The organism is bacterium (assembly GCA_013360215.1).
Taxonomy (GTDB): Bacteria; CLD3; CLD3; order SB21; family SB21; genus JABWCP01.
Genome location: JABWCP010000001.1, coordinates 245,257 through 270,076 on the forward strand (window position 1 = coordinate 245,257; position 24,820 = coordinate 270,076).

Genomic DNA, 24,820 nt, shown 5'->3' on the forward strand with positions numbered 1-24,820 from the left:
ATTCATCTATGCGAACCATACGCGCACCCCGAGGCACTACACTTACCTGCAAAAACTGGCTTACCGAAGCGCCTTTACGCATGCTCATGAATAATCTTGATCCCGACGTAGCGGAACGTCCGGAAGATCTTGTGGTGTATGGTGGCATCGGCAAAGCAGCCCGCAATTGGGATTGTTTTGACGCGATCGTAAAAAGTCTTACCAATTTGGCAATGGATGAAACTCTGCTCGTTCAATCCGGAAAACCGGTCGCCGTTTTCAAAACCCATGCCGACGCACCGCGCGTTATTATAGCCAATTCCAACATCGTTCCGCATTGGGCAACATGGGAAAATTTTCGCGAATATGAAAAATTAGGCTTGATCATGTATGGACAGATGACCGCCGGAAGCTGGATTTATATTGGTACTCAAGGCATTTTGCAAGGTACGTATGAAACTTTTGCCGAGTGCGGGCGCAAACATTTTAAAGGCACTTTACGCGGTACGATCACGCTGACGGCCGGATTGGGCGGTATGGGCGGTGCGCAGCCATTGGCTGTCACAATGAATGACGGCGTGGCTATTTGTATTGAAGTTGATCGCACCCGTATTCAGCGTCGTTTGGATACACGTTATTGTGATGTTATGGTCGAGTCGCTGGATGAAGCCTGGCGTATGGCAACGGAGTGTAAAGCCAAAGGCGAAGCCAAATCCATAGGCTTATTGGGAAATGCCGCAGAACTTTTACCAGAAATGCTCAAACGGAATATGATCCCGGACATTGTAACCGATCAAACGTCGGCCCATGACGAATTAAACGGCTATATTCCTACGGGTATCTCCGTCGAAGAAGCAGCGGAATGGCGTAAAAATCGCACCCAGGAATATATTAACCGGGCCATGGAATCAATGGCCTTTCATGTGCGCGCTATGCTTGATTTTCAAAACCGCGGAGCGATCGTATTTGACTACGGCAATAATATTCGCGGGCAGGCGCTTAAAGTCGGCGTGACCAATGCGTTTGATTTTCCAGGTTTTGTTCCGGCATTTATTCGTCCGTTATTCTGCGAAGGGCAAGGTCCCTTTCGTTGGGCTGCGCTCTCCGGCGACCCGGAAGATATTTATGTAACGGACAAAGCTATTATGGAGGCTTTTCCTGAAAAGGCAGGTCTTCAACGTTGGCTGTCGCAAGCCAAAGATCGCATAGCGTTTCAAGGCCTCCCCAGCCGCATTTGTTGGCTTGGTTACGGAGAACGTGAAAAAGCCGGTTTGATTTTCAACGAATTGGTACGTACTAAAAAGGTAAAGGCACCCATCGTCATCGGTCGTGATCACTTGGATTGCGGCTCCGTTGCTTCACCTAACAGAGAAACCGAAGCCATGAAAGACGGTTCTGATGCTATCGCTGACTGGCCGCTATTAAATTTTGCGATCAACGCGGTCAATGGTGCGACGTGGGTATCTTTGCATCACGGCGGCGGCGTGGGGATCGGATACAGCTTACATGCAGGTATGGTGATCGTCGCCGATGGTACATCGGAAGCAGCTGTGCGGTTAAAACGGGTGTTAACGTGTGATCCCGGTATGGGCGTTGTCCGACATGTGGACGCGGGTTACGATGAAGCCATCAAAGTAGCGAAAGAAAAGAACGTACATATTCCGATGATACGCTAATCGTTTTTTGGCAAACCGGTTTTTTCGCCAAGTTCGTCGAAATAGCGTTTGATCAGATCCTGATAATCTTTAGCATAACCTTGTTTCATTTGGCGCAATAATTCCTGACGTAAAAAATTGCGACGATCCGTCAGATTTTCAGGCAATGCGCGCGGAGAAACCGTATCATAATTTTTTCCGGATTCGCCTTTTCGTTTTTCGCTCATGTCTTTTTCTTGCATGGAAGTCGAAGCATCCAGCATACGCTGAAGTATTTTCTGCTGCCGTTCGATGGTCTTACGATTAACTTGATTGGACTGCATGTCTTTGATGACCTCTTCCATCTCTTTAGCCAAATTACCTAGCTGCCCTTTTAAGCCTTGTTGAGCGCCGGCTTGATCTTTCATGGCTTCCATAGATTGTTTGAGCGCCTGTTGCTCCGCCATCATACGACCGAGTTGTGCTTGCTGTTCCTGCGATAGTCCGCCCGGGTTATTATCTTGACCCTCCATCAACGATGACATTCCCTGATTAATCCCCCTTTGTTTTCCAGCCGCCTCACGCATCTGTTCCATCAGCTCTTCCATTCCTGTACCGGATTGGCCGTTATTCATCTTATCCATGCTCAGAAGCAATAACTTGATCGCTTCATTGACGGATACCATAGCCGCTGTTTGTGAATTGACCGCTTGTGGCGTATTACGTTCTTCCATGGCCTTCACCGCGGTCTGCATTTGCCCCATTGCCTGGCCGACGGTTCTACCGAGCGGTGTATTCACAAAGAAAGTTTTATTGGAAAGCTCCAAGAGGTTTTCCGTAACGATACCCATATTGGATAAAATGTCTGACTGATCTTGTGTCACCTCACGAAAACGAACGCTGGCAAAATTTAACGGCGAAGTCTCGGAAATCAAAGCCTCCTGGTTTTGTGAAATGACCAGCATATCTACGACGATTTTTTGCATAGCACGTTTTATAGCCTCATCCTGATTGGCACGATGTTCCTTTTGCGCATCGGCCATAGATCGTGAAAGCGAATCTAAAGATTTATGGATGTCCTCTCTGTTTTCTTTTTCTTCTTTCGTTCCTTCTTGTTTATCGCTCATGCCCTGCTGAGATTGTTGCATGCGATTCTGAATGTTGTTTTGTTGCAGCTGATCTTGCGCCGTATTGAGCTTTTGATTGGATTGATTATTATTTAATTCCTTTACTAATTTTTGTAACTCATCCGATTTTTTCTTCAGATCATCGATGTTTTTCCGAATGCGTTCTTGTTCCTTGATTGCGGCGTTCCGTTCATTATCATTTTTCAAATTCGACGCCATCCGATCCAGATATTTTTGTTGCTTTTCCAAGTCTTCTGCTGTGCGGCGCAACTGATCAAACATCTGTTCGGCTTTGATACGCTTGAGCAATTCGACAGTCCGATCGACATTTTTTTTGAACGCCTCTTGATCCATTTTAAAATTCTTAAGCGCATCCCGCATTTGGTTGGGGTTAAAATTATTTTCCATAGCCTGCTGCATTTTTTGCATCAATTCCTGCATTTCTTTGGAATTAATCTCGCTAAGTAGCTTTTGCAGTTCCTGATATTTTTGAACCGTTTCGGGTGTAAGTAGATTTTGTTCTTTAAGCTTATCCGTCATTTCTTCTAAGCTCTTTTGAATGGACTCCGCTTTCTTTTGAAGCTCCTCTTGTTTTTCGACAAGCTGTTTTATCTTTTCCTTGTCCTTCCACTCCGGTTTTTTATCTTTGAGCATCTCACGATGTACTTCTTCAAGCGATTTTTTTATTTCTTCGCTTTCTTTGGCAATTTCCTCAGCCGCTTGGATCTGTTGATCTTGCTTTTGATTGGTTTCTGCAAAAATTTCTTCCATCGAAGGAAACCGCAGACGACGCTCGACACTTTTTGTTTTTTTCGGCCCGGAAACGGCATCATTATCCCACACTTCGAGATAAAAGCCGATCACGTCTTCCGGTTGTAAAAGCAGTTTTGAGAATTCCCAATTATAAACGACATCAAATTCGCTCTGATCGCTGCGAATCAAAAAACTCAAATCTTCGGTGGTATATGTTTCCGGAATCGGCAGAACACCGCGGGTATGCATCAATTTATAGTTTAGCACAATTCGGCTTACACCAAAGTCATCCTGCACATCGGCCACGATCTTCTGAAGCATAGCTTCGGTGATATCGCCGTCCTTTTCGGGAATATTCAATTGAACCAGCGGATATAAATCATCTTGCACATCTATACGATATTCGACCGGATCTTCACTGGGTGTTCCTTCGTTATCCATCATCACAAAATGATAGGTTCCCGACTTCATTACTTTAAAAACACCCTCGGCTTTTTCAGAATTAAACACCGAAGTTTTCAGCGGTATTGAAGTCGAATCGGAAAAGACAATACGCGCTTCTTGCAATGATTTTGTCGCTTCCATGGTAACCCGGACACGGGACCCCTTGAGGGCTTGTATATCACCGTTATTGGCTTCTAAGACACGATGTTCGATGCGCGCATAGTTCGGGGATTCGATTTCGATCTGAAGGCGTTTTACCGACGGACGACGCATCACACGAAGCGTGTTTTTTTCTGAAACCGCAGCACGTTTGCGGCTATTTTCTATGTATGAAAATTTGAACCAATATGTCAGTTCCTGACGGAGGTTTTGTAACTCCAACGAGTAAAATCGTGCCGTATCTTTTTTCATGACGGCTTCGGTCACCTGTTCTACGCCGGACAGCTGTGTTAAGAGTTGCACGGCATCCGGCATCACCGCGTCGGAAGTCAGCGGAATAATTTCGACGCTAATTTTACGATTCTGGCCTTGGAGTATATCGGTCGTTCCCGGTACTATCACCCATCGGTACGGAATGACTTCCATCGGCTTTTTTCCCGGATCGGCTAGCCGCGCAAATGCGTCAGTCAAAGGACGATTAAAAAGTAAAAAAACAAAACTTGCCGTAATAACAACGACGGATGTATATCGCCATGTTTTGCGAAGTACTGTACGATCGGCTACGCTGGCGATATCATACTTTTCAAGTGTAGCATGTATTGTTTGTATCGCCGCTATGATCATGGGCTCGGAAACTTTTTCTTTGCCTTCGCGCAATTCCCCAAAAAGCTGCAACGCATTCAAAAGACGATCTTTAATTTCTGGAAACCGTTGACCGATCTGCTGCGCTAAAGCAAAATCTGATGAAGCTGCAACAACGCCGAACAAACGCAAAATCGGCGAAACGATATAGAATGCAATTATCACACAGGCGATCATAAGTCCGCTCATCGCCAATACCCATCGCCCTACCACATCCGGATCAGAGAGTACTTCAATACTTGCCGTTAAGAGAGCGAGTAACAGTAACAAAGCCGTGCCGCGAAGGGCATTCGTTTGAAAATAAAGACGATTCTCTTCACGACGAAGCCGCATTAGCGGAATCTGTAATGACCGGTATAAGGAATCTGTATCGTGCATATTAGTAAAATAAAAAACCGACAGGATAATACCTATCGGTTTTTACGAATCCGTTCAAAAACTGTTGCATTATTTTATTTTTTCGCTGACGACTTTAGCTTGTGTAAATAGCATCAGATAATCTCGTCCACCCGCTTTGGAGTCGGTACCGCTCATGTTGAAACCGCCGAACGGATGTACGCCGACCAATGCCCCGGTACATTTACGATTCAAGTACAGATTTCCTGCATGAAATTCATTGCGCGCACGTTCCAATTTTTTACGGCTTTTCGTAAAAATAGCGCCGGTCAAACCGTATTCCGTATTGTTCGCGATTTCCAACGCTTCATCAAAATTTTTGGCTTTAATGATAGCCAGCACCGGGCCAAAAATTTCTTCCTGCGAAATCGTATCTTTGGGTTTCACATTGTCAAAAATTGTCGGCATCAAAAAGCTTCCCTGCGTGTCATCTTTCACGCCGCCCAGCAGAAGTTCGGCACCCTCTTGTTTGGCTTTATCAATATACCACATCATTTTTCCAAGCGCTTTATCATTGATCACTGGGCCCATATAGTTTTTAGAATCAGCTGGATTACCGACGGTCAATGTTTTCGCTTTGGCGATCAATTTTTCAGTGAACTTTTTATGAACGCTCTCGACGACAATCGCCCGGGAACATGCGGAGCACTTTTGACCGGAGAATCCAAACGCCGAATACAACACACCGTCCACGGCTTTATCCAAATCCGCCTCATTGTCAACGATGATCGAATCTTTGCCGCCCATCTCCGCAATCACGCGCTTGATCCAAAGCTGACCGGGTTGTGTTTCTGCGGCAACTTTATTGATATGCAAACCTACGGTCTTTGAGCCGGTGAATGCGATAAAACGTGTCAATGCATGTTTAGTGATGACATCACCCATACCGGAACCGGGTCCCGGAAGAAAATTGATAACCCCTTTCGGTACTCCTACTTCTTCCATCAACGCAACAAATTTAGCTGCAATCGTCGGTGAATCACTCGACGGCTTGAGTACAACTGTATTACCGGAAACAATGGCGGCCGTTGTCATACCGACAAGAATGGCCAGCGGAAAATTCCACGGCGGAATCACGGCACCGACACCCAAAGGAATATACATCAGTTGGTTATCTTCGCCGGCTATTTTAGTCAATGGTTGCTCCGACGCATAACGCAGCATTTCGCGCCCGTAAAATTCCATAAAGTCAATAGCTTCGGCCGTATCGCCATCGGCTTCAGCCCAACTTTTCCCGACTTCATAAACCATCATTGCCGAAAATTCGTGTTTACGCTTACGCATAATTGAAGCAGCCTTGAATAAATATGATGCGCGTTTTTCGGGTGCGACACGACTCCATTTTTTAAAAGCTTCAGCCGCCGTTTCTACTGCTTTATTAGCTAATTCTTCATTGCCATCATAAAAAATACCGATGAGCTGCTCACGATTGGACGGATTACGTGATTCCATTTTGTGATTGGTACGAATACGGTCACCGCCGATAATGATATGGTATTCTTTGCCCAATTCTTTGGAAATCTTTTCCAAGGCTTTTTCAAATGATTTACGGTTCGCAGGTTTCGAAAAATCCGTAAACGGTTCATTTTTGAATACGCTGTATTTGAAGGTTTTCTTTTTACGTGCCGTTGCCATACGTTTGCTCCTGCATTCGATCTAAGTGAATTTTTTGAATCAAAATTACTTTTCGAATATAGCGAATATGATAAAAATCTACAAGAAAATAGCGTATGCGATAAGATACATATTCACTTTTTTCACACTCACTAAAGCCCGGCTGCATTGTAAATAAAAGCTTTAAGAATGGCACAAGGTTTGAGTGTAATCGGTTATCAAACCGGAGTTGTGTATGAAAATCATATCTGAAGCATGGTTCAAACGGCATCGCTGGACTTTATTGGTTTTTCTGTTTTTAGTTTTTCGACCGCACATTACAGCCGCTATTCGCAATCATGTAGTTATTCCATTCAAAAAACATATTCTGCACGATCACCGCACCATGCCTTCTAAAAAGCTACTCAAACCCAAAGCCAAATTAAGTGTACATTATGCCGGTATAGTGTTGCTGAATGATACAGGCGACACGGAAGATGACGGATGTTCCGATGAAGACGGCGATGCTTGTTCGACTGAGTCCGAATACTACGAAACCGAGGACGATACTGAGGATGATGGCTGCAGTGATGAAGAAGACGATAGCTGCGAATCGTCTGATGAGGAATCCGATGACAGCGATTATTCGGAAGATGACGGATGTTCCGATGATGAAGGATGCGAATCCGACGACGAGGATACATACTCTTCGGATGATTCCGATTATTATGAAGACGATGGATGCTCCTGCCAAGGCGAAACTGTGGTATACTCCGATGATACGCCTGAGAATTATTATAATAGCACTCTGAGCGTACATTTCTCAGTCTATACAGGGGGCGCGGATTGGACGATCCGCATCGAAGATACCTACGGGAAAACGTTGTACACGATGATGCGAATAGATAATGTGGCGTCGGGGAATTATTCGTACAGTTGGAGCGGTGACTATTACGATGGCGCCATCGGACAAAGTCGTTTTATCCTGCCGGGAAGTTATTACGTTGTACTCCAGCGAAGGGACGGCGGTGTCTACCAAAGTAAAAAATCATTTACTTATGATTCAAAAAACGGATTTCAGGTGGACGGTCTGAATATCAATGAAATCAACTTTATGTATTAATCGTTCGCAGTATGCTTTTAAGCCGAAGATCAAGCGTATCAAAATCGGTATACCCATTGGCTATCAGATAGGCTTGATCTCCGGCACGAAATACCAGTGCCGGATACCCTTGAATACCTAAATAATGTACGTCCCTAAATTCCCGTTGCGCGGTCTCACGCCACACCGGATCATTCACCGCAAGAATAAATTCATTTCCGTCTAATCCGAATTGTTCTGCCACGGTTGCATATAAATCCGGTTGATTAGTATCGGCTCCGTTCACAAAATGACGTGATTGAACCTCGGACGCAAACTCAAATGCCATTTCAGGCTTTGCCTTTTTACATACGGCCAACGCTACCGCAGGAGGCAACGAATCCAATACAAACCGTCCTTGTTCAACCAAATCACGATACGGTTTCCCGAATGTAACGCCCGTCATAGTCTCTAACCTCGGCATCACGTCTAAAATATAATGCGACATGAAACCGATAGGTTTCACTCTATCGCCCACAGCCAATCCTCCGCTCATGATTGCGAACGGTATTTCCCTGGAATAGTTTTTCCTTAGTCGTTGAACAACCGGGCCAAAACCGTAGCACCAACCACACAACGTATCAAAAATATAAATGATTTCTACATCTGTGGCGATCGTTTCTACTGAACCGGATTTGTCTGAAGACATAGAATAGTACCAATGGTATTGTTATAAAAAAACCAACGCTTGCGCGATGGTTTGTATTTCCAAAAAAATTTCAGATCGAACACTATTTACATGCATGCCGCGGTTTTGAGAAAATTAATACTTTACTCGAAACGCAATGCCTCTATCGGATTGAGCGACGCGGCTTTGCGGGCAGGATAAAAACCAAAGAAAATGCCGACGCCGGCGGCGAAAGACATTGAAACAACTACGGAAACCATCGAAATACTGACGGCCCAACTCGTAAATGTCTCAACCAAATAACCGATCACTACACCCAGTATCATGCCGATCACGCCTCCGGTAAGACTCAGTACTACGGCTTCGACAAGAAACTGTAACAAAATGTGTTTTTCCGTTGCACCGATCGCCATACGAATGCCGATTTCACGTGTTCGTTCTGTTACAGAAACCAGCATGATATTCATAATGCCTATGCCGCCTACCAGTAGTGAAATCGACGCTACGATAATCATGAGTAGCGATACTGTTTTGGAAATGGACTTGGCAATTTCATTGACTTGCTCTTGTGTACGTATCGTAAAATCATCATCACCGTAAGCAGGAATACGATGTTCCTGACGCAAAATCTGACGAATTTCCTCCATTGCCGTATTCATGTCCTGACTTGTTCGCACGGAAACATAGATATAATCAATATTTTTGTCACCCGTCAGTCGTTTATCATAAGTCGTATATGGAATGATGATCATATCGTCCTGATCTTGACCGGACGCCAATTGACCTTTCGATTCGAGCACACCGGCAACACGAAACGGGATATTCTGGATACGAACTATTTCCCCTGTCGGATCGCTTTGCCCGAAAAGATTGACTGCCACGGTTGAGCCAAGTACACAGACTTTGTTTCCGGAACGATAATCCTGATCCGTAAACATCGCACCATGCATCATACCCCAATTGCGTATGGTCGTAAAACTTGTATTGACGCCATATACTTGGGATGCCCAGTTACGTTCCGATGAAACGACATTAGTTACAAGACGAATCACCGGCGTTTGTGCCGTGACTAATTCCGACCCGCGCACGATAGCGTCGCCATCACTGGGTTGCAACTCTTTCATCGCACGTATTCGGATACCGCCCGCTGTCATACCGCCGGAACGAATCGTAATCATATTGGTACCAAAGGCGGCCGTCTGATTATCAATTTCTTTTTGTGCACCGGCACCCACACCGGTCATGGCGATAATAGAGCCTACGCCGATCACGATCCCCAGCATTGTAAGCGCCGAACGCATTTTATTACGCATAAGCGCATTAAATGCAATTTTGAATATATTTGAAAAACCCATATCAATTCCTGTTAAGCATTATCAACGATGGAAGTTGCAAGCACCTTACGCATTTCCTCTTCGGGTTCGAGACGACGTTCGACCATAAAATCCTTAATAATACGGCCGTCACGAAAAACAACATTGCGTTTACAATATTGTGCAATATCGTTTTCATGTGTCACAAGTACGATCGTAATACCTTGATCGTTGAGACGCATAAAAATCTGCATGATTTCGATGCTCGTTTTACTGTCCAGGTTCCCGGTTGGTTCGTCGGCGAGAATCATGGATGGATGTGCCGCCAAAGCACGCGCAATCGCAACACGCTGTTGTTGTCCACCGGAAAGTTCGTTGGGTTTGTGATCATAACGTTTTTCCAGGCCTACCGCTTTAAGCGCTTCCATGGCACGATCGTGCCGTTCTTTGGGAGCTACGCCTTGATAGAGCATCGGCAATTCCACGTTTTCGATAGCACTCGTACGCGACAATAGATTGAACCCCTGAAAAACAAATCCGATTTTAAAACTACGTATGCGCGCCAGATCGGTTTTGGTCATATGACCTGTGGATACGCCGTCTAAAAGGTATTCCCCGGATGTCGGTTGGTCGAGGCATCCAAGCGTATTCATAAATGTTGATTTGCCCGATCCGGAAGACCCCATGATCGCAACAAATTCACCTTCGTAAATATCCAGCGATACACCGCGTAAGGCCATCACCTCGATGTCACCCATTCGGTATGTTTTTTTGATGTTGCGAACGGATAACAATGGTTTGGATCCGGCACGCTCCATCAAAGGATGAAATATTTGTTGTGTAGGTTGACTCATATTTAATGATGTATTATTTCTTTGGTGCAAAGCGATCGCGTGCACTACCTGGTGCCGCAACAGTGCTGATGCCGGTTACCAATATCTGCTCTATTGTAAGTTGATCGCCTCGAATTTCGGTATACTGGCCGTCCGTTAATCCCGGATCGACGATGATCGGCGCCAGTTCACCGGATTGTAATGCCCAAACCATTGCGCTGTTTTTTAGATCAAATTTATCGCCGTACATTGCCGAATATTTCTTGAATTGCTCCTGCGTCAGTGCCGGTTGAAATCGCAATGCCATATTTGGAACTTTTACCACATCTTTTTTGGTGTCAACGATGATAGACAAATTGGCTGTCATGCCCGGCAACAATTTATTGTCGCGATTCTCTACTTCGATGATCACTTCATAGCTAACCAAGTTCTGTGTAGTAATCGGCTGCAAACGAACCTGTGCCACACGACCTTTAAATTTTTCATCCGGGTACGCATCCACATAAAAAGACACTTCTTGATTCACTTTTACTTTGCCGATATCCACTTCATCGATCGTTGCCTCGACCTGAATTTTGCTGAGATCATTGGCAATGACAAAAAGAATCGGCGCCTGAAGACTTGCGGCGACAGTTTGTCCGACATCCACATTGCGCGATATGACCACGCCGTCTATCGGAGAGACGATGGATGTATAGCGGAGCGATACTTCCGCACGATTATAGGCGGCCATAGCTTGTTTGTATTGCGCTCCGGCCAAATTGTAATTAGTCAGCGCCTCATCTTTTTCCGATTGAGAAATCAATTTTCGATCAAAAAGTTCGGTAGCTCGATCGAGCGTTTTTTTCGATTGTTCTACTTGCGCTTTGGCCTTTTCCGCATTGGCTTCGGCTTCTAAAAGTTGTGCTTTTAAAAATGTAGGATCAATTTCGGCAATCTCCTGCCCTTTGCGCACCTTCTGATTAAAATCGGCAAAGATGCGTGAAATCGTGCCCGTGATCTGAGTACCGACTTGCACGCGCGTGACCGGATTGACTTTGCCGGTCGCCGTGATGACCACGGAAATATCGCCGCGCGTAACGGATTCCGTTTTATAACCCCCGGCAGCGGTTGATCCGCCCCACACAATCCATCCGAGGATTACGGCCACAAGCACGGCAATACCTCCGATGATCCATATTTTCTTATTCATGTATAGCTCCTAAAAACAATTATTTTCGCAAAGTTCCGATTGTGCGCTGAAAACGCGCCAGTTCGATTTTGTAATTATATAATGCTGTTGTACGTTCTATGCGCGCATTGGCTACTGAAAAATTGGCATCCGTCACTTCGATGGCTGAACCGACACCGGTGTCAAATCGCCCCTCCGCCAGATTGAGATTACGCTCCGTTTGAGTAACTATACGCTCGGTTGATTTGTATCGTTCTTCCGCAAACTTCACACTGTAATATCTTTCCTGCACTTCCTGAGCAATGCGTTGTTTCGTAGTATTGTACTGCGAACTTGCAATACGAATCCCGCCTTGCGCTTCGGATATATCGGCACGTACATTGAGGCCTTGAAAAATCGGAAACTCAAAATTCACGCCGATGTTATAACCGATCTTGAACTTGTCTTTTGTTTCCCCGGTAGTCAATGTGTTACGCACGATATATGGGCCAAAACCACCCGAAGCTGTGATAATGGGATAATATTGGCTTTTGGCTGCACTCAATGCAGAACGCCATGCTTGGACTCGCATTTCCGAAGCCGCTACCTCACGACGTCCGGTAAACGCAGAATTGATAGATTCTCTGAGATTCGCGTTAAAAGCTACATAATTTTCATGAGACGCCACTTTATAACTTGTTACGTCGTCCGTCCAATCGGCCACGCCCATAGCGCTATTGAGGCTTACTTTTGCTAATTGTAATTTTCCTCGCGCATTCGTCAATTCAAGTTCAGCGTTAGAAACTTCAAGCTCCGCTTTATAAACTTCCGACTCTGGAATTTTTCCTACGGCAAAAAAACCACGCGCACGCTCTAAGTGTTTTCGCGATTGCGTTACTCGCTCCTCATTGATTTTTAAAATTTGTTGCGCAAGCACGTAGTTGTAATAACTCGTATGAACATTGAGTATCACATCATCTTCGGTAGCTTGCAGAGACATCTCAGCAGCGCGAATTAATTTGCTTTTGGATTCGAGCGATTTATCCGTACGACCAAAATCATAAATCGGTTGTTTGACGGTAAGTCGTATGGTGGGAATAAAATCCGTGTTGTTTTTAGGTTCGATCACCGGTGCCTGAGCTATTGCATTGGAAGACCCAAGAGGTGTATTGGTCACATAAGCCCCTGCTTCCATTTGAATCTGCGGAAAACGAAGTGAGCGCACCTGCGTATAATCGGATTCGGCCGTGATAATAGCACCTTGCGCTGCACCGAGAGCCGGTTGATTTTTGAGAGCAATCTCAATACAGCGATCAAGCGTAAGCGTGTCCTCTGTCGAAATGGTAATAACTTCTTGCGACCATCCGCTCCGCGCGGCCAATATTACCCACACAAAAATAAATTTCATACAACGCATGTTTTTTCCTTTGAGTAACGATTCAGTCTTTGATCTACAAACCCCATGCCAAACGTTATTTTGATAAACCCATATTTTACACCGTGAAAATACTAATATTAATTTCTATTGCAATACTTCACATGCTTAATTTTCACAGTGTGAAATTCAGTGGGTCATTCCGAAAATGCGTCGGGCGTTAGCTGAAGTGATCGACTCGGTTTCACCCACTGTCCATTTGTTTATTTCACTTAACTTTTCGGCCGTAAAACGTAAATTTGCCGACTCATTACGTTTTCCGCGGTGCGGAACCGGTGTCAAAAATGGCGCATCCGTTTCGATCAAAATACGATCGTGCGGTATCATAGGAATGATGGAAGGCAGATGGCTTTTTTTATAGGTAATGTTCCCTGAAAAAGAGATATAAAAATTCAAATCCAGCGCTTGTTTTACAGCCTCTGCATCACCGGAAAAGCAATGCATTATTCCTCTTAAATTACTCAATTTCCCGTTTTCCTTCTCCTCCTGCAGTACGCTGATGATATCGTGATTGGCTTCTCTGTTATGAATAATGATCGGCTTGTCATAAACACACGCCATTCTGATAAAAGAACGGAATAGGGGGAGTTGTTGCTCCGGTGCCGCTTCCTTCCAATAATAGTCAAGCCCCGTTTCGCCGACAGCCACGCACTTGGGATGTTGTATCAGTTTTTCATAGTGCGGCATCATAGATGATTGGTATGTATGAGCATCGGCAGGATGATGCGCTACGGCAAAAAAAACGAAGTCATACTTTTCAGCAATCGTTTTAGCTCGTTCAGCCGATTGTAAATTGGTACCGATAGTCACGATCGTATCTACTCCCGCTTCGCGCGCACGTGCGATCATCGCTTCGCGGTCATCGTCAAACAAATCGTAATCCAGATGCGCATGCGTATCAAACAACATAGAATCAGTATTCTTTCCGGAAGTAGAGCAGAAGGTTAAAAATGTCGGGTTGATCCGTTTTTTCCTGCGGTGGTTGCTTATATTCAAATTCGAGTGTTTTTTTCCAGGATTTTAAAAATTTGCGAACACCCCACACGCTATCGGCCACAACTTCCAATGTGATGGATCGTCCGACAGTAGGGTCCGTACCGCCTGAAAAATTTACCGAAACTGTTTCACTGATGCGTTTGCCAACCTCGATCGTTGCCTTGCTCGCATCCGACGTGCTGGGTATGTATTCCAATTTTGATAATCCGGCCTTGTTGGCTACGATATTCAACACTTGATTGATCGCTGTTTGCTGCACAATATCTTTTGCTTGCGACGCATCCACCTTGGCCAAATCTTTAGTCTTTACCCCGAGTACCAGGTAAGACAAAATATCCGCGGGCTCTGTCAAATCCGGCAATGGTGAATCTTCCGTTCCGCGTTCGACGGCCGAAATGGCCACTTCCGGTTTGAGTAATTTACCGGTTACCTGAATGCGTGCTTCGGCAGGAATACTTTGACCTTCCGAATCTTTGTATTCAAATCGCTTCTTAGCGACGATATCCAAATTTGGATTGACTCCGGGTTCACCCGTAAATACGATGTCGCCTTTTTCGATATTAAACGCAATACTCAGATAAGCATATTTCCCACCCGGACGCGTTTTCACGTCACCGCTTAGGAAAAATTCTTCGGATTCCGGTGGTTTGGTTACACCGATATTCCCATAGAGCGTAAGTAACATTTCCGCGCTTCGAATCGCATTATCCGCATTTTCCGGCAAATCAATATTGACATCTAAATCTAGATTTTTGTAAAAATCAATGGAGTGCTTCTCGCCTTTTTTAGCTGGTGCTGACGCCGTGGCTAACTTGGCTTTACGAGGGTCCACGACCCAAATTTCAGAATTATTAATCACCAGATCACCCGAAATCTGCGTATAATATAGCGTGGGCGCTTTAACTGTCATTTTACCTGATATAGAAGCCGTATGAAGATACGAGGTTTCTGATTTCGTATTGATAGGTACAAAGTCAGTAAACTGTGCATTGATGAGATAGCTTATTTTATCAACGTTTTCAAATTTGAAGTCCTTGAGGACATCGCCGAGATCCACCGAACCTTGCGCAAAAAGCCTCGAACGCGGATCTTTCCCCGATTGGACAAATAACGTATCCAAAAAAACACGCTCCGGCGTCAATTTGACATACATACTGATATTTCTAAAAGTCTGCCCCAAAGTTGATCGCGGAAACGTAATTTGACCGCCTTCTATTTTAACTTCACCTTCCAGTTTTGGTTTTTCTTTATTGCCACTGATCGTCATATCTACTTTGATATCACCACGATTGAGGCGAAGCGACCGCCCAAAAAAAGACTGCAAAAACCGCAAATCAATACCTTCGCTGTGCATCTTAAAATTCATCGGGCGATTGGTAAAACGTTCTTTGACATCTTTAAACGAAAGATCTATCGGTACATATCCGCCCATCGTAAGCGATTTTTCTGAATTTTGATTGAGCGTCATATTGACCTGAATTTTGCGATTCAGATACTGCATGTTTCCGAGAAAGTTTTCATACGTAAATTCGGAGGCTTTACCTTTGGTGATACTCCAGTCGGCCAAAATTACCGGTTTCTCAAATGTACCTTTGAGGCTCGCCGTCATATTGAGAATACCTTCGACAACCGATTGTTTGGAACCTATCAAAGCATTGGCGCGCGACAAATCCAAATCCTTGAGCTTAATATCAAGATTTTGATCGCCGGCTATGTCCGCTTTACCGGCCAGGCTTACTGATCCACGTCCGATGTCTAAATTGAAATTTCTAAACTCATACTGATTTTTTTCGATGTCAAAAAATATGTCAACAGGCTGACTGTTCTTCCACGACTCCGTCCACCGCTCAAATGTCGTATCAATCATTGCATCTTCGCCGAGTTTTTGTGATACTTCCCGTGTCCGCATGGACTTACCGTTGATCTTGAGGAAGAGTTCATCAAAAAACAACTCACCTCGTTTTTCATTTTCCAAAACTAAACTTCCGCGCACACTCGCAAAAGCATCGGCCGTATCCTGCGATCCGGAAACCTCAAATAATGTACGGCCTTTTTCTTTGGTTATAGATGTGGTAAAGTCCCTAAAAACCATACCTTCCATATTGACCATGTGGGTATACAAAAAAACATCGCCGATAATGGTGGTATCTTCGCGGCGAAAATCCAATGCGCGTGCTAATTGGTTGGGCGAAAGATTATCAAAAAAATAACTAAACTGCATGGAATCAATTGTGATACCGGAAAAAATAAAATTGGTCAGAGTCAAAAAACCGGCCGTCGTCATTTTATTGGGCGTTCCGCGAAGGCTTCCGTTATACTTTAATTTCAAGTTCAGTGAATCTTTGAGTAAACTATCATTACCCAAATATTTTTTTAGAAGCGTGAAATCAACAGTCTCCATCGTGTATTTGAGGTTGACTGACGAATCTAACCCCACCGAACCCGAAGCCGTAACATTGGCCAGCGGTGTTCTTAGTTTTACTTCGTTGAGTGTCAAGCGACCGTTCTGCTGACTGGCATCAAATGTAAGATTTTGAAGTTCGCGGCCTAAAATTTTTGACGAATCCGAAACCACGCGCACTTGGCCTTTGGCCGTTTTAGGGTTGAGGCCTTTGCCGTCATAGGCTAGCGAAAGATTGATTGAGCTCTGCAGCGATGTGTCACCGACGACATCCGCGATATTGATCGAACGTAACCGTGTTTGAAGGTGGTACGTTTCATCAATTAGATTATAATATCCATCGCAATTAAAATTCCCGGCTGTTGTTATTCCCTCAAATTTAGTCAATTGAGCTTTCCCATTTTGCACGTCCGCGTTGATCGTAAAGCGATCAATGCCAATCCCGTAAGCTTTGGATTTGACTAATTGGAGTTCGAGTTTACTCGTTAGAGTTTTAGGCTCTATACCCGCACCCTCAGCACGAATATGTCCGTTGATATTGGTAAAAAGATCAGGATTATCCGCAAAAGCAGCCGCATTGATACCCAAAAACTCAAGCTCGGTTACATAACGCAATGGTTCGTCGGCGCCAAAATGTACGTCTGCAAATCCACGTAATGTACCGGCCGGTGTATGAATGCGCAGATCACTGATGGTTGCAGTTCTATCATTGCCTGTGGCGAGCGCTTCAAATTCGATCTTATCAATGTTCCGCATTTGAACAGGTGCAAACCTGCGAATATCCGAAAGATGTAAAGGCTGTGTTTTAATGTCGGCTGTATATTGTAAAGCAATACCCCGCGCACTGTCCGGTAGCAGGAATCGTCCTTTGACATACACATCCGTCTGGTCAGTAACAAATCGAAATTCATTGATATCCAACCATAACGAATCCCGTTTTTCCGGATGATTGATCTGATAATACAATGAACGCGCTAATAAGTGGGCTGAAACGTCCAATCCGATATTTTTGATATCAAGCGAATCCGTTTTGACTGTTTCTTTAGCTTTGTTCAATTTGTTTTTAGTCAAAAGAAACGCTAACTGATCCAGTTTAATATTTTGTTTATTGGGTGACGCTTTGACGTTCATACGTACATTAAGATTTTGAAGTGCACCGTCAAAAGCAGGTAGTTGGACTTTTACGTGACCTTCCTCTATTGAGAACTCATCCAAATTAATGGTAAAACCAGCCAGAGGTTCCGCCGCGCTATCTACTGGCTCCGGTTCTATAGGTTTGGCTAAACGTGCCAGATTGATTACCCCGTTGGTATCGCCGATAGCGTGAATAAAAGGTTTACGGATACGAATATGGTCAACTTGAATTTGTTTATTGAAAATCGCCAAAGGAGAAATGGCCACATCTACAGATTCAAACGCCAATACGGAGGTATCACCAAAAGCGATCCGCCCGTCAAATACGCTTATGTGCGTGAGAAAATTACCTTCGATTTTGCCTATAGTTAGTTTCGCGTAGAGTGATTTATTAGCAATGCGTTCGATCTCTCCGCGCAAAATATTCTTGACCCATGGCAACTGAATGGCCGCAAGAACAAGCCCGATGAGAAGTACGATAGATACAACCGTACCGATTATAATTTTGAGAGTGTTGCGAAGTGCCAGTTTTAATGTCATATCAAAAATTATTAATGAAAACCGTGGCGGAAACTACAAAAAATACTTCTCACTTTCAAACGATTTACCTACAAAATTGTTTTGTCTTTTATCCGTGTATGTATATTTTTCAACATCATGATGTAAATTCGGAGAACGCATGTATCAATCTATTATCAGACCTATTCTTTTTCGATTTGACCCTGAAGTTGTGCACGAAACCATATCACGCGGGCTATTTGCAAGCGAGCCGTTACTTAGACATATAAATTTCTTATTCTGTAATAATTCCTCTGTCCTTTCGCAGACCCTACATGATATTAATTTTACAAACCCTATAGGACTGGCGGCCGGTTTTGATAAGTATGGCATGGGTGTTCCGGTTTGGCCGCATTTGGGTTTCGGTTTTGCTGAGATCGGTACGATAACCGGGCAAGCACAAGATGGCAACCCGCGGCCTCGTTTATTCAGGTTACCGGAAAACAAGGCACTAATCAATCGCTTTGGCTTTAATAATCATGGCGCTGATCAGACTGCACAGACTCTTGCGCAGTGGAAACGTGAAAATACGTTGCACCGAATACCTCTCGGCATCAATATCGGTAAAACAAAAATTGTTTCGCTTGATCACGCTGTCGAAGATTACGCTTATACGTTTTCCCGTTTGTTTGATTACGGCGATTATTTTGTCGTCAATGTGAGCTCACCCAATACGCCCAATCTGCGCAAACTTCAGGACAAAGCTTTTCTCGATGCGATATTTTCGTCCCTCATGAAGATAAACCGTGAGCAAAGCGGTAGCAAACTGCTTAAACCGCTGTTTGTCAAAATAGCGCCGGACCTTACACTTTCACAGATTGACGATGTGTTAAGTTCAATTGAAAACCACAAATTACATGGTATCATTGCAACCAATACGACGATAACGCGTGAAAATATAAATTCGAGATACGCAGGTGAAACCGGAGGATTGAGCGGATTTCCACTCCGTGGTATGTCAACGGAGATTATACGTTACATTCACAAAGTTACATCGGGAAAGCTGACGATTATCGGCGCCGGAGGTGTTTTTACAGCTGAAGATGCGTATGAAAAAATAAAAGCCGGTGCGTCATTAATACAAATATATACCGGATTTATCTATGAGGGGCCACGTTTTTGTCATAATCTAAATGCTGGTTTATTAAAACTTATGAAACGTGATGGAATCAATTCTATAAAAAATATCAATTGAGATGATAAATATATTAGATATGCTTATAGTATTTGGTTTGACAGTTTGATATTTAAATGACCTTCTGTAGCGTTACAGAAGGTCATTTATAATACTAATTTCCAATACTTACGAATACCATTTAAACCTTATGTTATTGTTAGTAGGACATTGAGATACTCAATCCAATTACTTTTCCCATACCATTTGAAATTTCTTCATCCATTGGAATTTTTAAAAATAGCCCCGGTCGTATCCGATCATGTTTCAAATAAGCCGAAACTTCAACGGTGCTAAGATGCCGATCTGAAATATTACCATCTTCAGTAAAGATAACTACACCTTCGTAACCCATGGATGCCCCGAATTTTTCCAAATCCAATCCGCAGTACACTCCATAATTCGCCCATAAATCTGTCGGATCTTCAACTTCACTATCAGTAAAATGTGACACCGAAGTACCCAATCGAAACCCCATATACGATCCTTTATCCATAATTTTATGACGTTGAACCATTATTGAACCTGTAATAACGTCTGCACCGTAGGCATACATTCGCTCATAGTCTGCAGAACCACCAATAAGATTAGCTAGAAACTTGTCGTCACTCGCTGTAGGTAGCCTGAGACCTATATCCGTAAACCATTCATCATTGTTGTTCATTCGAAATCCGAGGTAGATATTAGACAAAGCAAATTCATCTTCTTTAAAACCATTTCGTTCATATGAAAAATTACAGAATGGCACTTCAATTCGAACGGCACTTCCGGAGGCCAAAGTCGTCTGAAATGTTATGTCGTATAATCCTGTTATTGCATTGTAACCTTTTGAATCAAAATCGGGGTGATAAAAATCAATTGAAAATTTACCACGAGTTGTCGGATTCATCCAATCCATTTGTGCGTGGGTGATATGTACCACACCTAAAATTAACAATAATAGGAACATTGTTTTTTTCATACGTTCTCCCTTGAATGATTTTTTAAAAAATAGAGACGACTTCTACAAACTTATAATATCCCAATCACACATTGCTTAAAGATTATTCATCGTCCCGGCTTAGATATTGTCCCTTCAATGGATACATTAACAACAGACGAATCCGTAGTTGCTGGGCCACTAATCCGCGCCCATGCTTGCACGGTAATCCTTTTGGATCCGTTCAAACCAGTAACATCCCAATCAAATGTGGTATTGTTAGTCAACGTCTTGCGGGAAAGCCGTTTGTTGTCAATATAACAAACCATACTATCAACCGACGACGCGGCAACATTTGTAACCTTAGCTTTTATTGAATAAATACCTGCGCTAGCAGAGATAAATGCCGCATCCGTAGGTTGTGTGATTTCTACTATGGGTGTACCGATATTGGTGACTTTAATCGTGATATTTTTACTGGTACTTTTGTTAGATTCATTGATAACTTTACTCTTTATTACGTAATCACCCGGTAAAAAAGGCGCCCTATAAGTTACTGTTGATCCATTAATAGCGCCCTCAAATGATCCCCCATTGTTGGTACTGATGGTCCAAACATAGTCCAACTGTTCATCGTTCAAATCGCGTGCTGAAACGGTTATGTTTGTTGTATCATTTACAAGTATGGTATTTCTTGCAGCCGTGATGCCATCAATAACCGGAGCATCGGCACTAACGCTGTCCCCTATGGGTTGACATGCAGCAAAACAAAAAACAGTGATTGTTGATAAAAGTATTAAATTAAAGCGCATTTTTCCTCCTAAAACGCCCGCGCGGCTTGAAGAATACGGCCGTTTAACGCAGACTTAATAATAACAACCACACCGATTTGCGATTGCACATAGCTAGATTTGAGATTGATCGGATCAGTCGTAAATTCATAAATTGTCTTAGCCGGTATGAGTGGTAACGTCTCCGATGGTCGCACTTCGCGAACGGTATAATGCCCGCTTGGCATGCCTTTGTCCTCATAGACGATATACTCGATTTTGGCATTAGTAAGATCTTCATCGCCGTAGCGTGCGATCTGTATGTCTAACGTCAATTGGGATGCCTCTATTTTTTTTGTCGCCGTGACATACAGCTTTTCTTTATTGGAAACTAGAGAATCTAAAACCGTTTGGTACCGTTGTTTGGCAACACTTAATGACGAAGCGCCCTGCACAGCAACAGATTTCCCATTAAAAAATGTATGCGGAAATCCGCGCGAAGCCGACCCTTTGTACTCATTGGCGTATCGCAATTCATTATCCGATATGGCTAGCGAATCCTCAAATCCGCCTGAATTGGGAGTCATGTGATACTCCAGTGTAATCAAATTATTATCGTAGCGTTCTTCCAATTCGTATAATGCATTTAGAGAATACGTATTGAATTCAGGAGCCGTGACATTCACATTGGTATTGATAATGACAAAATTTTCGACTACGGCTATTTGATCCGCGGCCGCATTGGGATTTTTAGGATCTAGCGTGTTGTCATGTTTTAAATCACAACCGGCGTTGCTGGCAATGATCACTAAAATAAAAAAATATGTTTGAATTAATTTCATAATTTTCAAAATGAGAATGAAAGGTTTAGCCCTGACGTTTTAGAATCAATATACGGTGCGACAGCAAAATTACTTATTTCAGGTAAATCCATATCCGCCAAAACTTCACGATCGGAAGAAGCGTTTTTTATAAATGCATAAACTAAACCGATCGCTGTAGCTGCGGTGCCGACCTGAAGCGAAATCGTCGCTTTATTCCAACGATCTGCTTTTTTATAGCGTGCATTCATTTTTGCAAGATCGGTAGTACCGCGATACGCCGCACGCAAATCAGAAGTTTTTTGCGCTGCTAAATAGGCTCCGCCGCCAAGGACTAACGTGGCAATGGCGAATTCTTTGACCGGTGCTCCACCCAACTTCATAGACGGTATTTTTTTGCCTTCGCCGGATAATTCGTAAGCTATATTATTAGCTAATAACCGCGCCATCGTATTCACATTCTTGCGTGATGGCCCTGTGACCTTCTCAGCGATAACCTGACCGCTGGAAATACGCGTAACGGCTACGTCAATACGTAAGCGACCTTCCGCCTCAGAAACTTCACCGGTGATCACATAGTCCGCTCCGATCAAATTCCCGACCTTCGCTTGTTTATCCTTATCTTCGGACAGATCACTTAAAACAAAATCCTGTTCTTTCAATACCGCATCCAGCTTTTCACGTTCGACGATGACAACGGAGCGCGTTTGTGCAAGTTCCGTTTTGAGTAAGGTGGGGAAGGATTTTGCTACTTCGTCTAAATAAAATTTCTCTGAAGTGTTGTGAAAACTTAGAATAGCAGCTACCGGTTTTTCCTGTGAAAAAATCGGAACCACGGCAACAAACAGCAACCATAAACCACTAAAAATACAACGTATAAAGATCATGAGTACCCCTATTTCTGAATATCGTTCATTCAAGAAACGACGTATAGGTAAACGAATTTTAACCAAAAAGTTTCAAAGCATTTTCACGAACTATTTTTAGTTTGGCGGTTTCATCGAGCGGTAAAGAAAGAAATTCATCGGCGTTTTTACGCATATCATCTACCTGCGGGCCCGGCCAATCCGTACCAAAATATACCTTATCCGCTATTTCCTCAAGACGGGGAAAATAATCCGTCAGTATTTTTTTGGGAGGAATGGAGGAAATATCAATCGACACATTTTTATGACGGCGCACAAGATAAAAAGCCGTCTCCATCCATAGCGGCCTCCCGCCGTGCGCCATGATGATTTTGAGATTGGGAAAATCTACCGCTACATCATCCACATGAATCGGATCACCGTACTTGATACGCGCTCCCGCAAAAAAAGACGTACCGGTATGTATCATCACCGGTATTCCCCACTCTTCACAGCGACGGTAAATAATTTCCAAGTTTTTCATGCCGTTCAAATAATCATTTGGATAATAGAGCTGATGCGGCGGATGCACCTTGATGGCGCGAATGCCGAGATCGTGAATCAATCGGTGTATATCCGCTTCGGCATCTTTGGTGAATCGAGGATGTACAGATCCATAGGCGATAAACCGATCCGGAGCATATTTTTGATACGCCGACGAAAAATCATTGGATGAATCGTCAAAACCCATCAGATCAGGGCTTACATAGTTGATCAAACCTACTTTTTCTATATCGGCCTTATCCATCAACGCGATCAACTTGGCCGGGTTTTTCATAATATCCAGAAGTTGATCGTAGTTCTCTTTCCCGTGGGCCATACGCGTGCGTATCTCCGGCTTCAATTGCCACCACGGCTGGATATGAATGTGAATATCTATAATCTTGATGCGAGACATGATTACGCCTGAAAACCAAATGGATTTTTAGGTTCGCTGGCTTCTTCGATTTTACCGAATTGTTCTTCGTAGTGGCGCATATTTTGTGCAAGGGCCGCGATGACACGTTTGACATGACCGGGGCTCATAACGATTCGGGCATTAACTACACCTGTCGGAGGCGTTACCAGCATAAAATCGAGTATAAATTCTTCTTTGGAGTGCGCTACGACCATATTATTGGCATACGTTCCGGATTGTTTTTCAGGGGGAAAGTGAATTTGGATTTCCTGCATTTTCTTTTCTTCAGCCATAAACTCCTCTGAGGTTATTCTTAACGCTATCAGTTAAATAATAAAAATTTACTTTTCACACAATCGCTTTAGTTCAGACAAATTACGATCATTGATTTGATAAGCTCCATTTTTTGATAACCACGCTTTGACGCCGCCCCAGAACCCTTGGACCGTTCGCTGCTCTGTCATAGTCAGCGTTGTCATACCTTCGCCGGTTGGGAATAACGTAACAGATTGGGCCAAACCATGAAAAGGACCGCCTTCAACACGTAGTGAAAACGCATGCGGTGGATTAGTTTCGGTAATCCTACACACCATTTTAAGTTGATTGACCCCTTTGTCAACGAGCGCAGAACCGCCTTGTGCAATATATTGCCGCACTGTATCAAGCCGCACACCCGCACCCACAACGCCGTTTCCGGATGGCAATTGCAATAACAATTGCATCAATTGATCCCCGTCTATTTTTTCCAGCGACAATTGAGCCGCTTGTGCCAGAGCGTGCCAAGCCGGCAAATCCATCGCTCTTTCATATACGACCGGCGGAGCCGCTTTGATCATTATTGTTGTTTCAGCGGTATAATGCTTCGGAAGAAAAAAAGCGGCTATGACCGCCACGCCTAACATTGCTAAAGAAAAATATATCAGACGAAATAATAATCGTATCATAGCTTAGAAGTTAGAATTCCATACCGCTAAAGGCAAGCGCATTCTAAGGAATCACAAAAACACATGTCTTATT

At 43.7% G+C, this 24,820-nt stretch carries 19 protein-coding genes; 3 read left to right on the forward strand and 16 right to left on the reverse strand.

From position 1 onward, the window contains the following. Positions 1 to 8: 8 nt before the first annotated feature. Positions 9 to 1,655: a urocanate hydratase gene (gene hutU / locus HUU58_01085; protein NUN44248.1), complete on the forward strand. Its 1,647-nt coding sequence runs from the start codon at positions 9 to 11 to the stop codon at positions 1,653 to 1,655. Here the strand turns inward: hutU and HUU58_01090 are convergent. Both HUU58_01090 and pruA read right to left on the reverse strand, forming a co-directional pair. Then, a complete protein-coding gene (locus HUU58_01090; protein NUN44249.1) occupies positions 1,652 to 5,071 on the reverse strand; it encodes a hypothetical protein in 3,420 nt (1,139 codons plus the stop codon). The genes hutU and HUU58_01090 overlap by 4 nt on opposite strands. Before the next feature lie 114 nt (positions 5,072 to 5,185). After that, positions 5,186 to 6,769, reverse strand: a complete 1,584-nt coding sequence (gene pruA / locus HUU58_01095; protein ID NUN44250.1) for an L-glutamate gamma-semialdehyde dehydrogenase — start codon at positions 6,767 to 6,769, stop codon at positions 5,186 to 5,188. Between the two features lie 214 nt (positions 6,770 to 6,983). Between pruA and HUU58_01100 the strand changes: the two genes are divergently transcribed. After that, entirely contained in the window at positions 6,984 to 7,850 is an 867-nt protein-coding gene (locus HUU58_01100; protein NUN44251.1) for a hypothetical protein, read from the forward strand. Here the strand turns inward: HUU58_01100 and HUU58_01105 are convergent. From HUU58_01105 to HUU58_01135, 7 genes are all read right to left on the reverse strand, one after another. Continuing rightward, positions 7,840 to 8,517, reverse strand: a complete 678-nt coding sequence (locus HUU58_01105) for a DsbA family protein (GenBank protein ID NUN44252.1) — start codon at positions 8,515 to 8,517, stop codon at positions 7,840 to 7,842. The two genes, HUU58_01100 and HUU58_01105, sit on opposite strands and share 11 nt — an antisense overlap. 122 nt (positions 8,518 to 8,639) lie before the next feature. Continuing rightward, the gene (locus tag HUU58_01110; GenBank protein ID NUN44253.1) at positions 8,640 to 9,851 is read right to left on the reverse strand and encodes an ABC transporter permease; all 1,212 of its coding nucleotides are present in this window, start codon (positions 9,849 to 9,851) and stop codon (positions 8,640 to 8,642) included. An 11-nt stretch (positions 9,852 to 9,862) separates the two neighbouring features. Then, on the reverse strand, positions 9,863 to 10,603 hold the full coding sequence (locus HUU58_01115; protein ID NUN44254.1) for an ABC transporter ATP-binding protein: 741 nt from the start codon (positions 10,601 to 10,603) through the stop codon (positions 9,863 to 9,865). Positions 10,604 to 10,676: 73 nt separating this feature from the next. After that, a complete protein-coding gene (locus HUU58_01120; protein ID NUN44255.1) occupies positions 10,677 to 11,834 on the reverse strand; it encodes an efflux RND transporter periplasmic adaptor subunit in 1,158 nt (385 codons plus the stop codon). Positions 11,835 to 11,853: 19 nt separating this feature from the next. Continuing rightward, positions 11,854 to 13,200, reverse strand: coding sequence for a TolC family protein (locus tag HUU58_01125; protein NUN44256.1), 1,347 nt, complete (start codon positions 13,198 to 13,200; stop codon positions 11,854 to 11,856). A gap of 156 nt (positions 13,201 to 13,356) precedes the next feature. Further along, complete coding sequence (locus HUU58_01130; protein NUN44257.1) at positions 13,357 to 14,136, reverse strand: TatD family hydrolase; 780 nt, start codon at positions 14,134 to 14,136, stop codon at positions 13,357 to 13,359. A gap of 4 nt (positions 14,137 to 14,140) precedes the next feature. Further along, positions 14,141 to 18,298, reverse strand: coding sequence for a translocation/assembly module TamB domain-containing protein (locus tag HUU58_01135; GenBank protein NUN44258.1), 4,158 nt, complete (start codon positions 18,296 to 18,298; stop codon positions 14,141 to 14,143). 139 nt (positions 18,299 to 18,437) lie between these two features. On the opposite strand from HUU58_01135, the gene HUU58_01140 reads away from it, so the two are divergent. Beyond that, positions 18,438 to 19,511 carry a quinone-dependent dihydroorotate dehydrogenase gene (locus HUU58_01140; GenBank protein NUN44259.1) on the forward strand — a complete coding sequence of 358 codons (1,074 nt, stop codon included), beginning with the start codon at positions 18,438 to 18,440 and terminating at the stop codon, positions 19,509 to 19,511. 139 nt (positions 19,512 to 19,650) lie between these two features. Here the strand turns inward: HUU58_01140 and HUU58_01145 are convergent, their stop codons facing one another. The 7 genes from HUU58_01145 to HUU58_01175 form a co-directional block, all read right to left on the reverse strand. Next, complete coding sequence (locus tag HUU58_01145; GenBank protein NUN44260.1) at positions 19,651 to 20,451, reverse strand: hypothetical protein; 801 nt, start codon at positions 20,449 to 20,451, stop codon at positions 19,651 to 19,653. Positions 20,452 to 20,537: 86 nt separating this feature from the next. Continuing rightward, positions 20,538 to 21,221, reverse strand: a complete 684-nt coding sequence (locus tag HUU58_01150) for a hypothetical protein (protein ID NUN44261.1) — start codon at positions 21,219 to 21,221, stop codon at positions 20,538 to 20,540. Positions 21,222 to 21,229: 8 nt separating this feature from the next. Beyond that, positions 21,230 to 22,021 (reverse strand): hypothetical protein, encoded by a 792-nt coding sequence (locus HUU58_01155; GenBank protein NUN44262.1) that lies wholly within the window; start codon positions 22,019 to 22,021, stop codon positions 21,230 to 21,232. Positions 22,022 to 22,026: 5 nt separating this feature from the next. Beyond that, on the reverse strand, positions 22,027 to 22,887 hold the full coding sequence (locus HUU58_01160; protein ID NUN44263.1) for a hypothetical protein: 861 nt from the start codon (positions 22,885 to 22,887) through the stop codon (positions 22,027 to 22,029). Positions 22,888 to 22,945: 58 nt separating this feature from the next. Next, positions 22,946 to 23,803, reverse strand: a complete 858-nt coding sequence (locus HUU58_01165; GenBank protein NUN44264.1) for an amidohydrolase — start codon at positions 23,801 to 23,803, stop codon at positions 22,946 to 22,948. Positions 23,804 to 23,805: 2 nt separating this feature from the next. After that, a complete protein-coding gene (locus HUU58_01170) occupies positions 23,806 to 24,096 on the reverse strand; it encodes a DUF3467 domain-containing protein (protein NUN44265.1) in 291 nt (96 codons plus the stop codon). Between the two features lie 48 nt (positions 24,097 to 24,144). Then, positions 24,145 to 24,747 (reverse strand): SRPBCC family protein, encoded by a 603-nt coding sequence (locus tag HUU58_01175; protein NUN44266.1) that lies wholly within the window; start codon positions 24,745 to 24,747, stop codon positions 24,145 to 24,147. Positions 24,748 to 24,820 lie beyond the last annotated feature (73 nt).

What these genes read in the sequence shown, in the direction of transcription:
- hutU (NUN44248.1), top strand. Translation starts at nt 9, where the DNA reads ATGCGAACCATACGCGCACCCCGAGGCACTACACTTACCTGCAAAAAC.
- HUU58_01090 (NUN44249.1), bottom strand. Translation starts at nt 5,071, where the DNA reads ATGCGGCTTCGTCGTGAAGAGAATCGTCTTTATTTTCAAACGAATGCC.
- pruA (NUN44250.1), bottom strand. Translation starts at nt 6,769, where the DNA reads ATGGCAACGGCACGTAAAAAGAAAACCTTCAAATACAGCGTATTCAAA.
- HUU58_01100 (NUN44251.1), top strand. Translation starts at nt 6,984, where the DNA reads ATGAAAATCATATCTGAAGCATGGTTCAAACGGCATCGCTGGACTTTA.
- HUU58_01105 (NUN44252.1), bottom strand. Translation starts at nt 8,517, where the DNA reads ATGTCTTCAGACAAATCCGGTTCAGTAGAAACGATCGCCACAGATGTA.
- HUU58_01110 (NUN44253.1), bottom strand. Translation starts at nt 9,851, where the DNA reads ATGGGTTTTTCAAATATATTCAAAATTGCATTTAATGCGCTTATGCGT.
- HUU58_01120 (NUN44255.1), bottom strand. Translation starts at nt 11,834, where the DNA reads ATGAATAAGAAAATATGGATCATCGGAGGTATTGCCGTGCTTGTGGCC.
- HUU58_01125 (NUN44256.1), bottom strand. Translation starts at nt 13,200, where the DNA reads ATGAAATTTATTTTTGTGTGGGTAATATTGGCCGCGCGGAGCGGATGG.
- HUU58_01130 (NUN44257.1), bottom strand. Translation starts at nt 14,136, where the DNA reads ATGTTGTTTGATACGCATGCGCATCTGGATTACGATTTGTTTGACGAT.
- HUU58_01135 (NUN44258.1), bottom strand. Translation starts at nt 18,298, where the DNA reads ATGACATTAAAACTGGCACTTCGCAACACTCTCAAAATTATAATCGGT.
- HUU58_01140 (NUN44259.1), top strand. Translation starts at nt 18,438, where the DNA reads ATGTATCAATCTATTATCAGACCTATTCTTTTTCGATTTGACCCTGAA.
- HUU58_01145 (NUN44260.1), bottom strand. Translation starts at nt 20,451, where the DNA reads ATGAAAAAAACAATGTTCCTATTATTGTTAATTTTAGGTGTGGTACAT.
- HUU58_01150 (NUN44261.1), bottom strand. Translation starts at nt 21,221, where the DNA reads ATGCGCTTTAATTTAATACTTTTATCAACAATCACTGTTTTTTGTTTT.
- HUU58_01155 (NUN44262.1), bottom strand. Translation starts at nt 22,021, where the DNA reads ATGAAATTAATTCAAACATATTTTTTTATTTTAGTGATCATTGCCAGC.
- HUU58_01160 (NUN44263.1), bottom strand. Translation starts at nt 22,887, where the DNA reads ATGATCTTTATACGTTGTATTTTTAGTGGTTTATGGTTGCTGTTTGTT.
- HUU58_01165 (NUN44264.1), bottom strand. Translation starts at nt 23,803, where the DNA reads ATGTCTCGCATCAAGATTATAGATATTCACATTCATATCCAGCCGTGG.
- HUU58_01170 (NUN44265.1), bottom strand. Translation starts at nt 24,096, where the DNA reads ATGGCTGAAGAAAAGAAAATGCAGGAAATCCAAATTCACTTTCCCCCT.
- HUU58_01175 (NUN44266.1), bottom strand. Translation starts at nt 24,747, where the DNA reads ATGATACGATTATTATTTCGTCTGATATATTTTTCTTTAGCAATGTTA.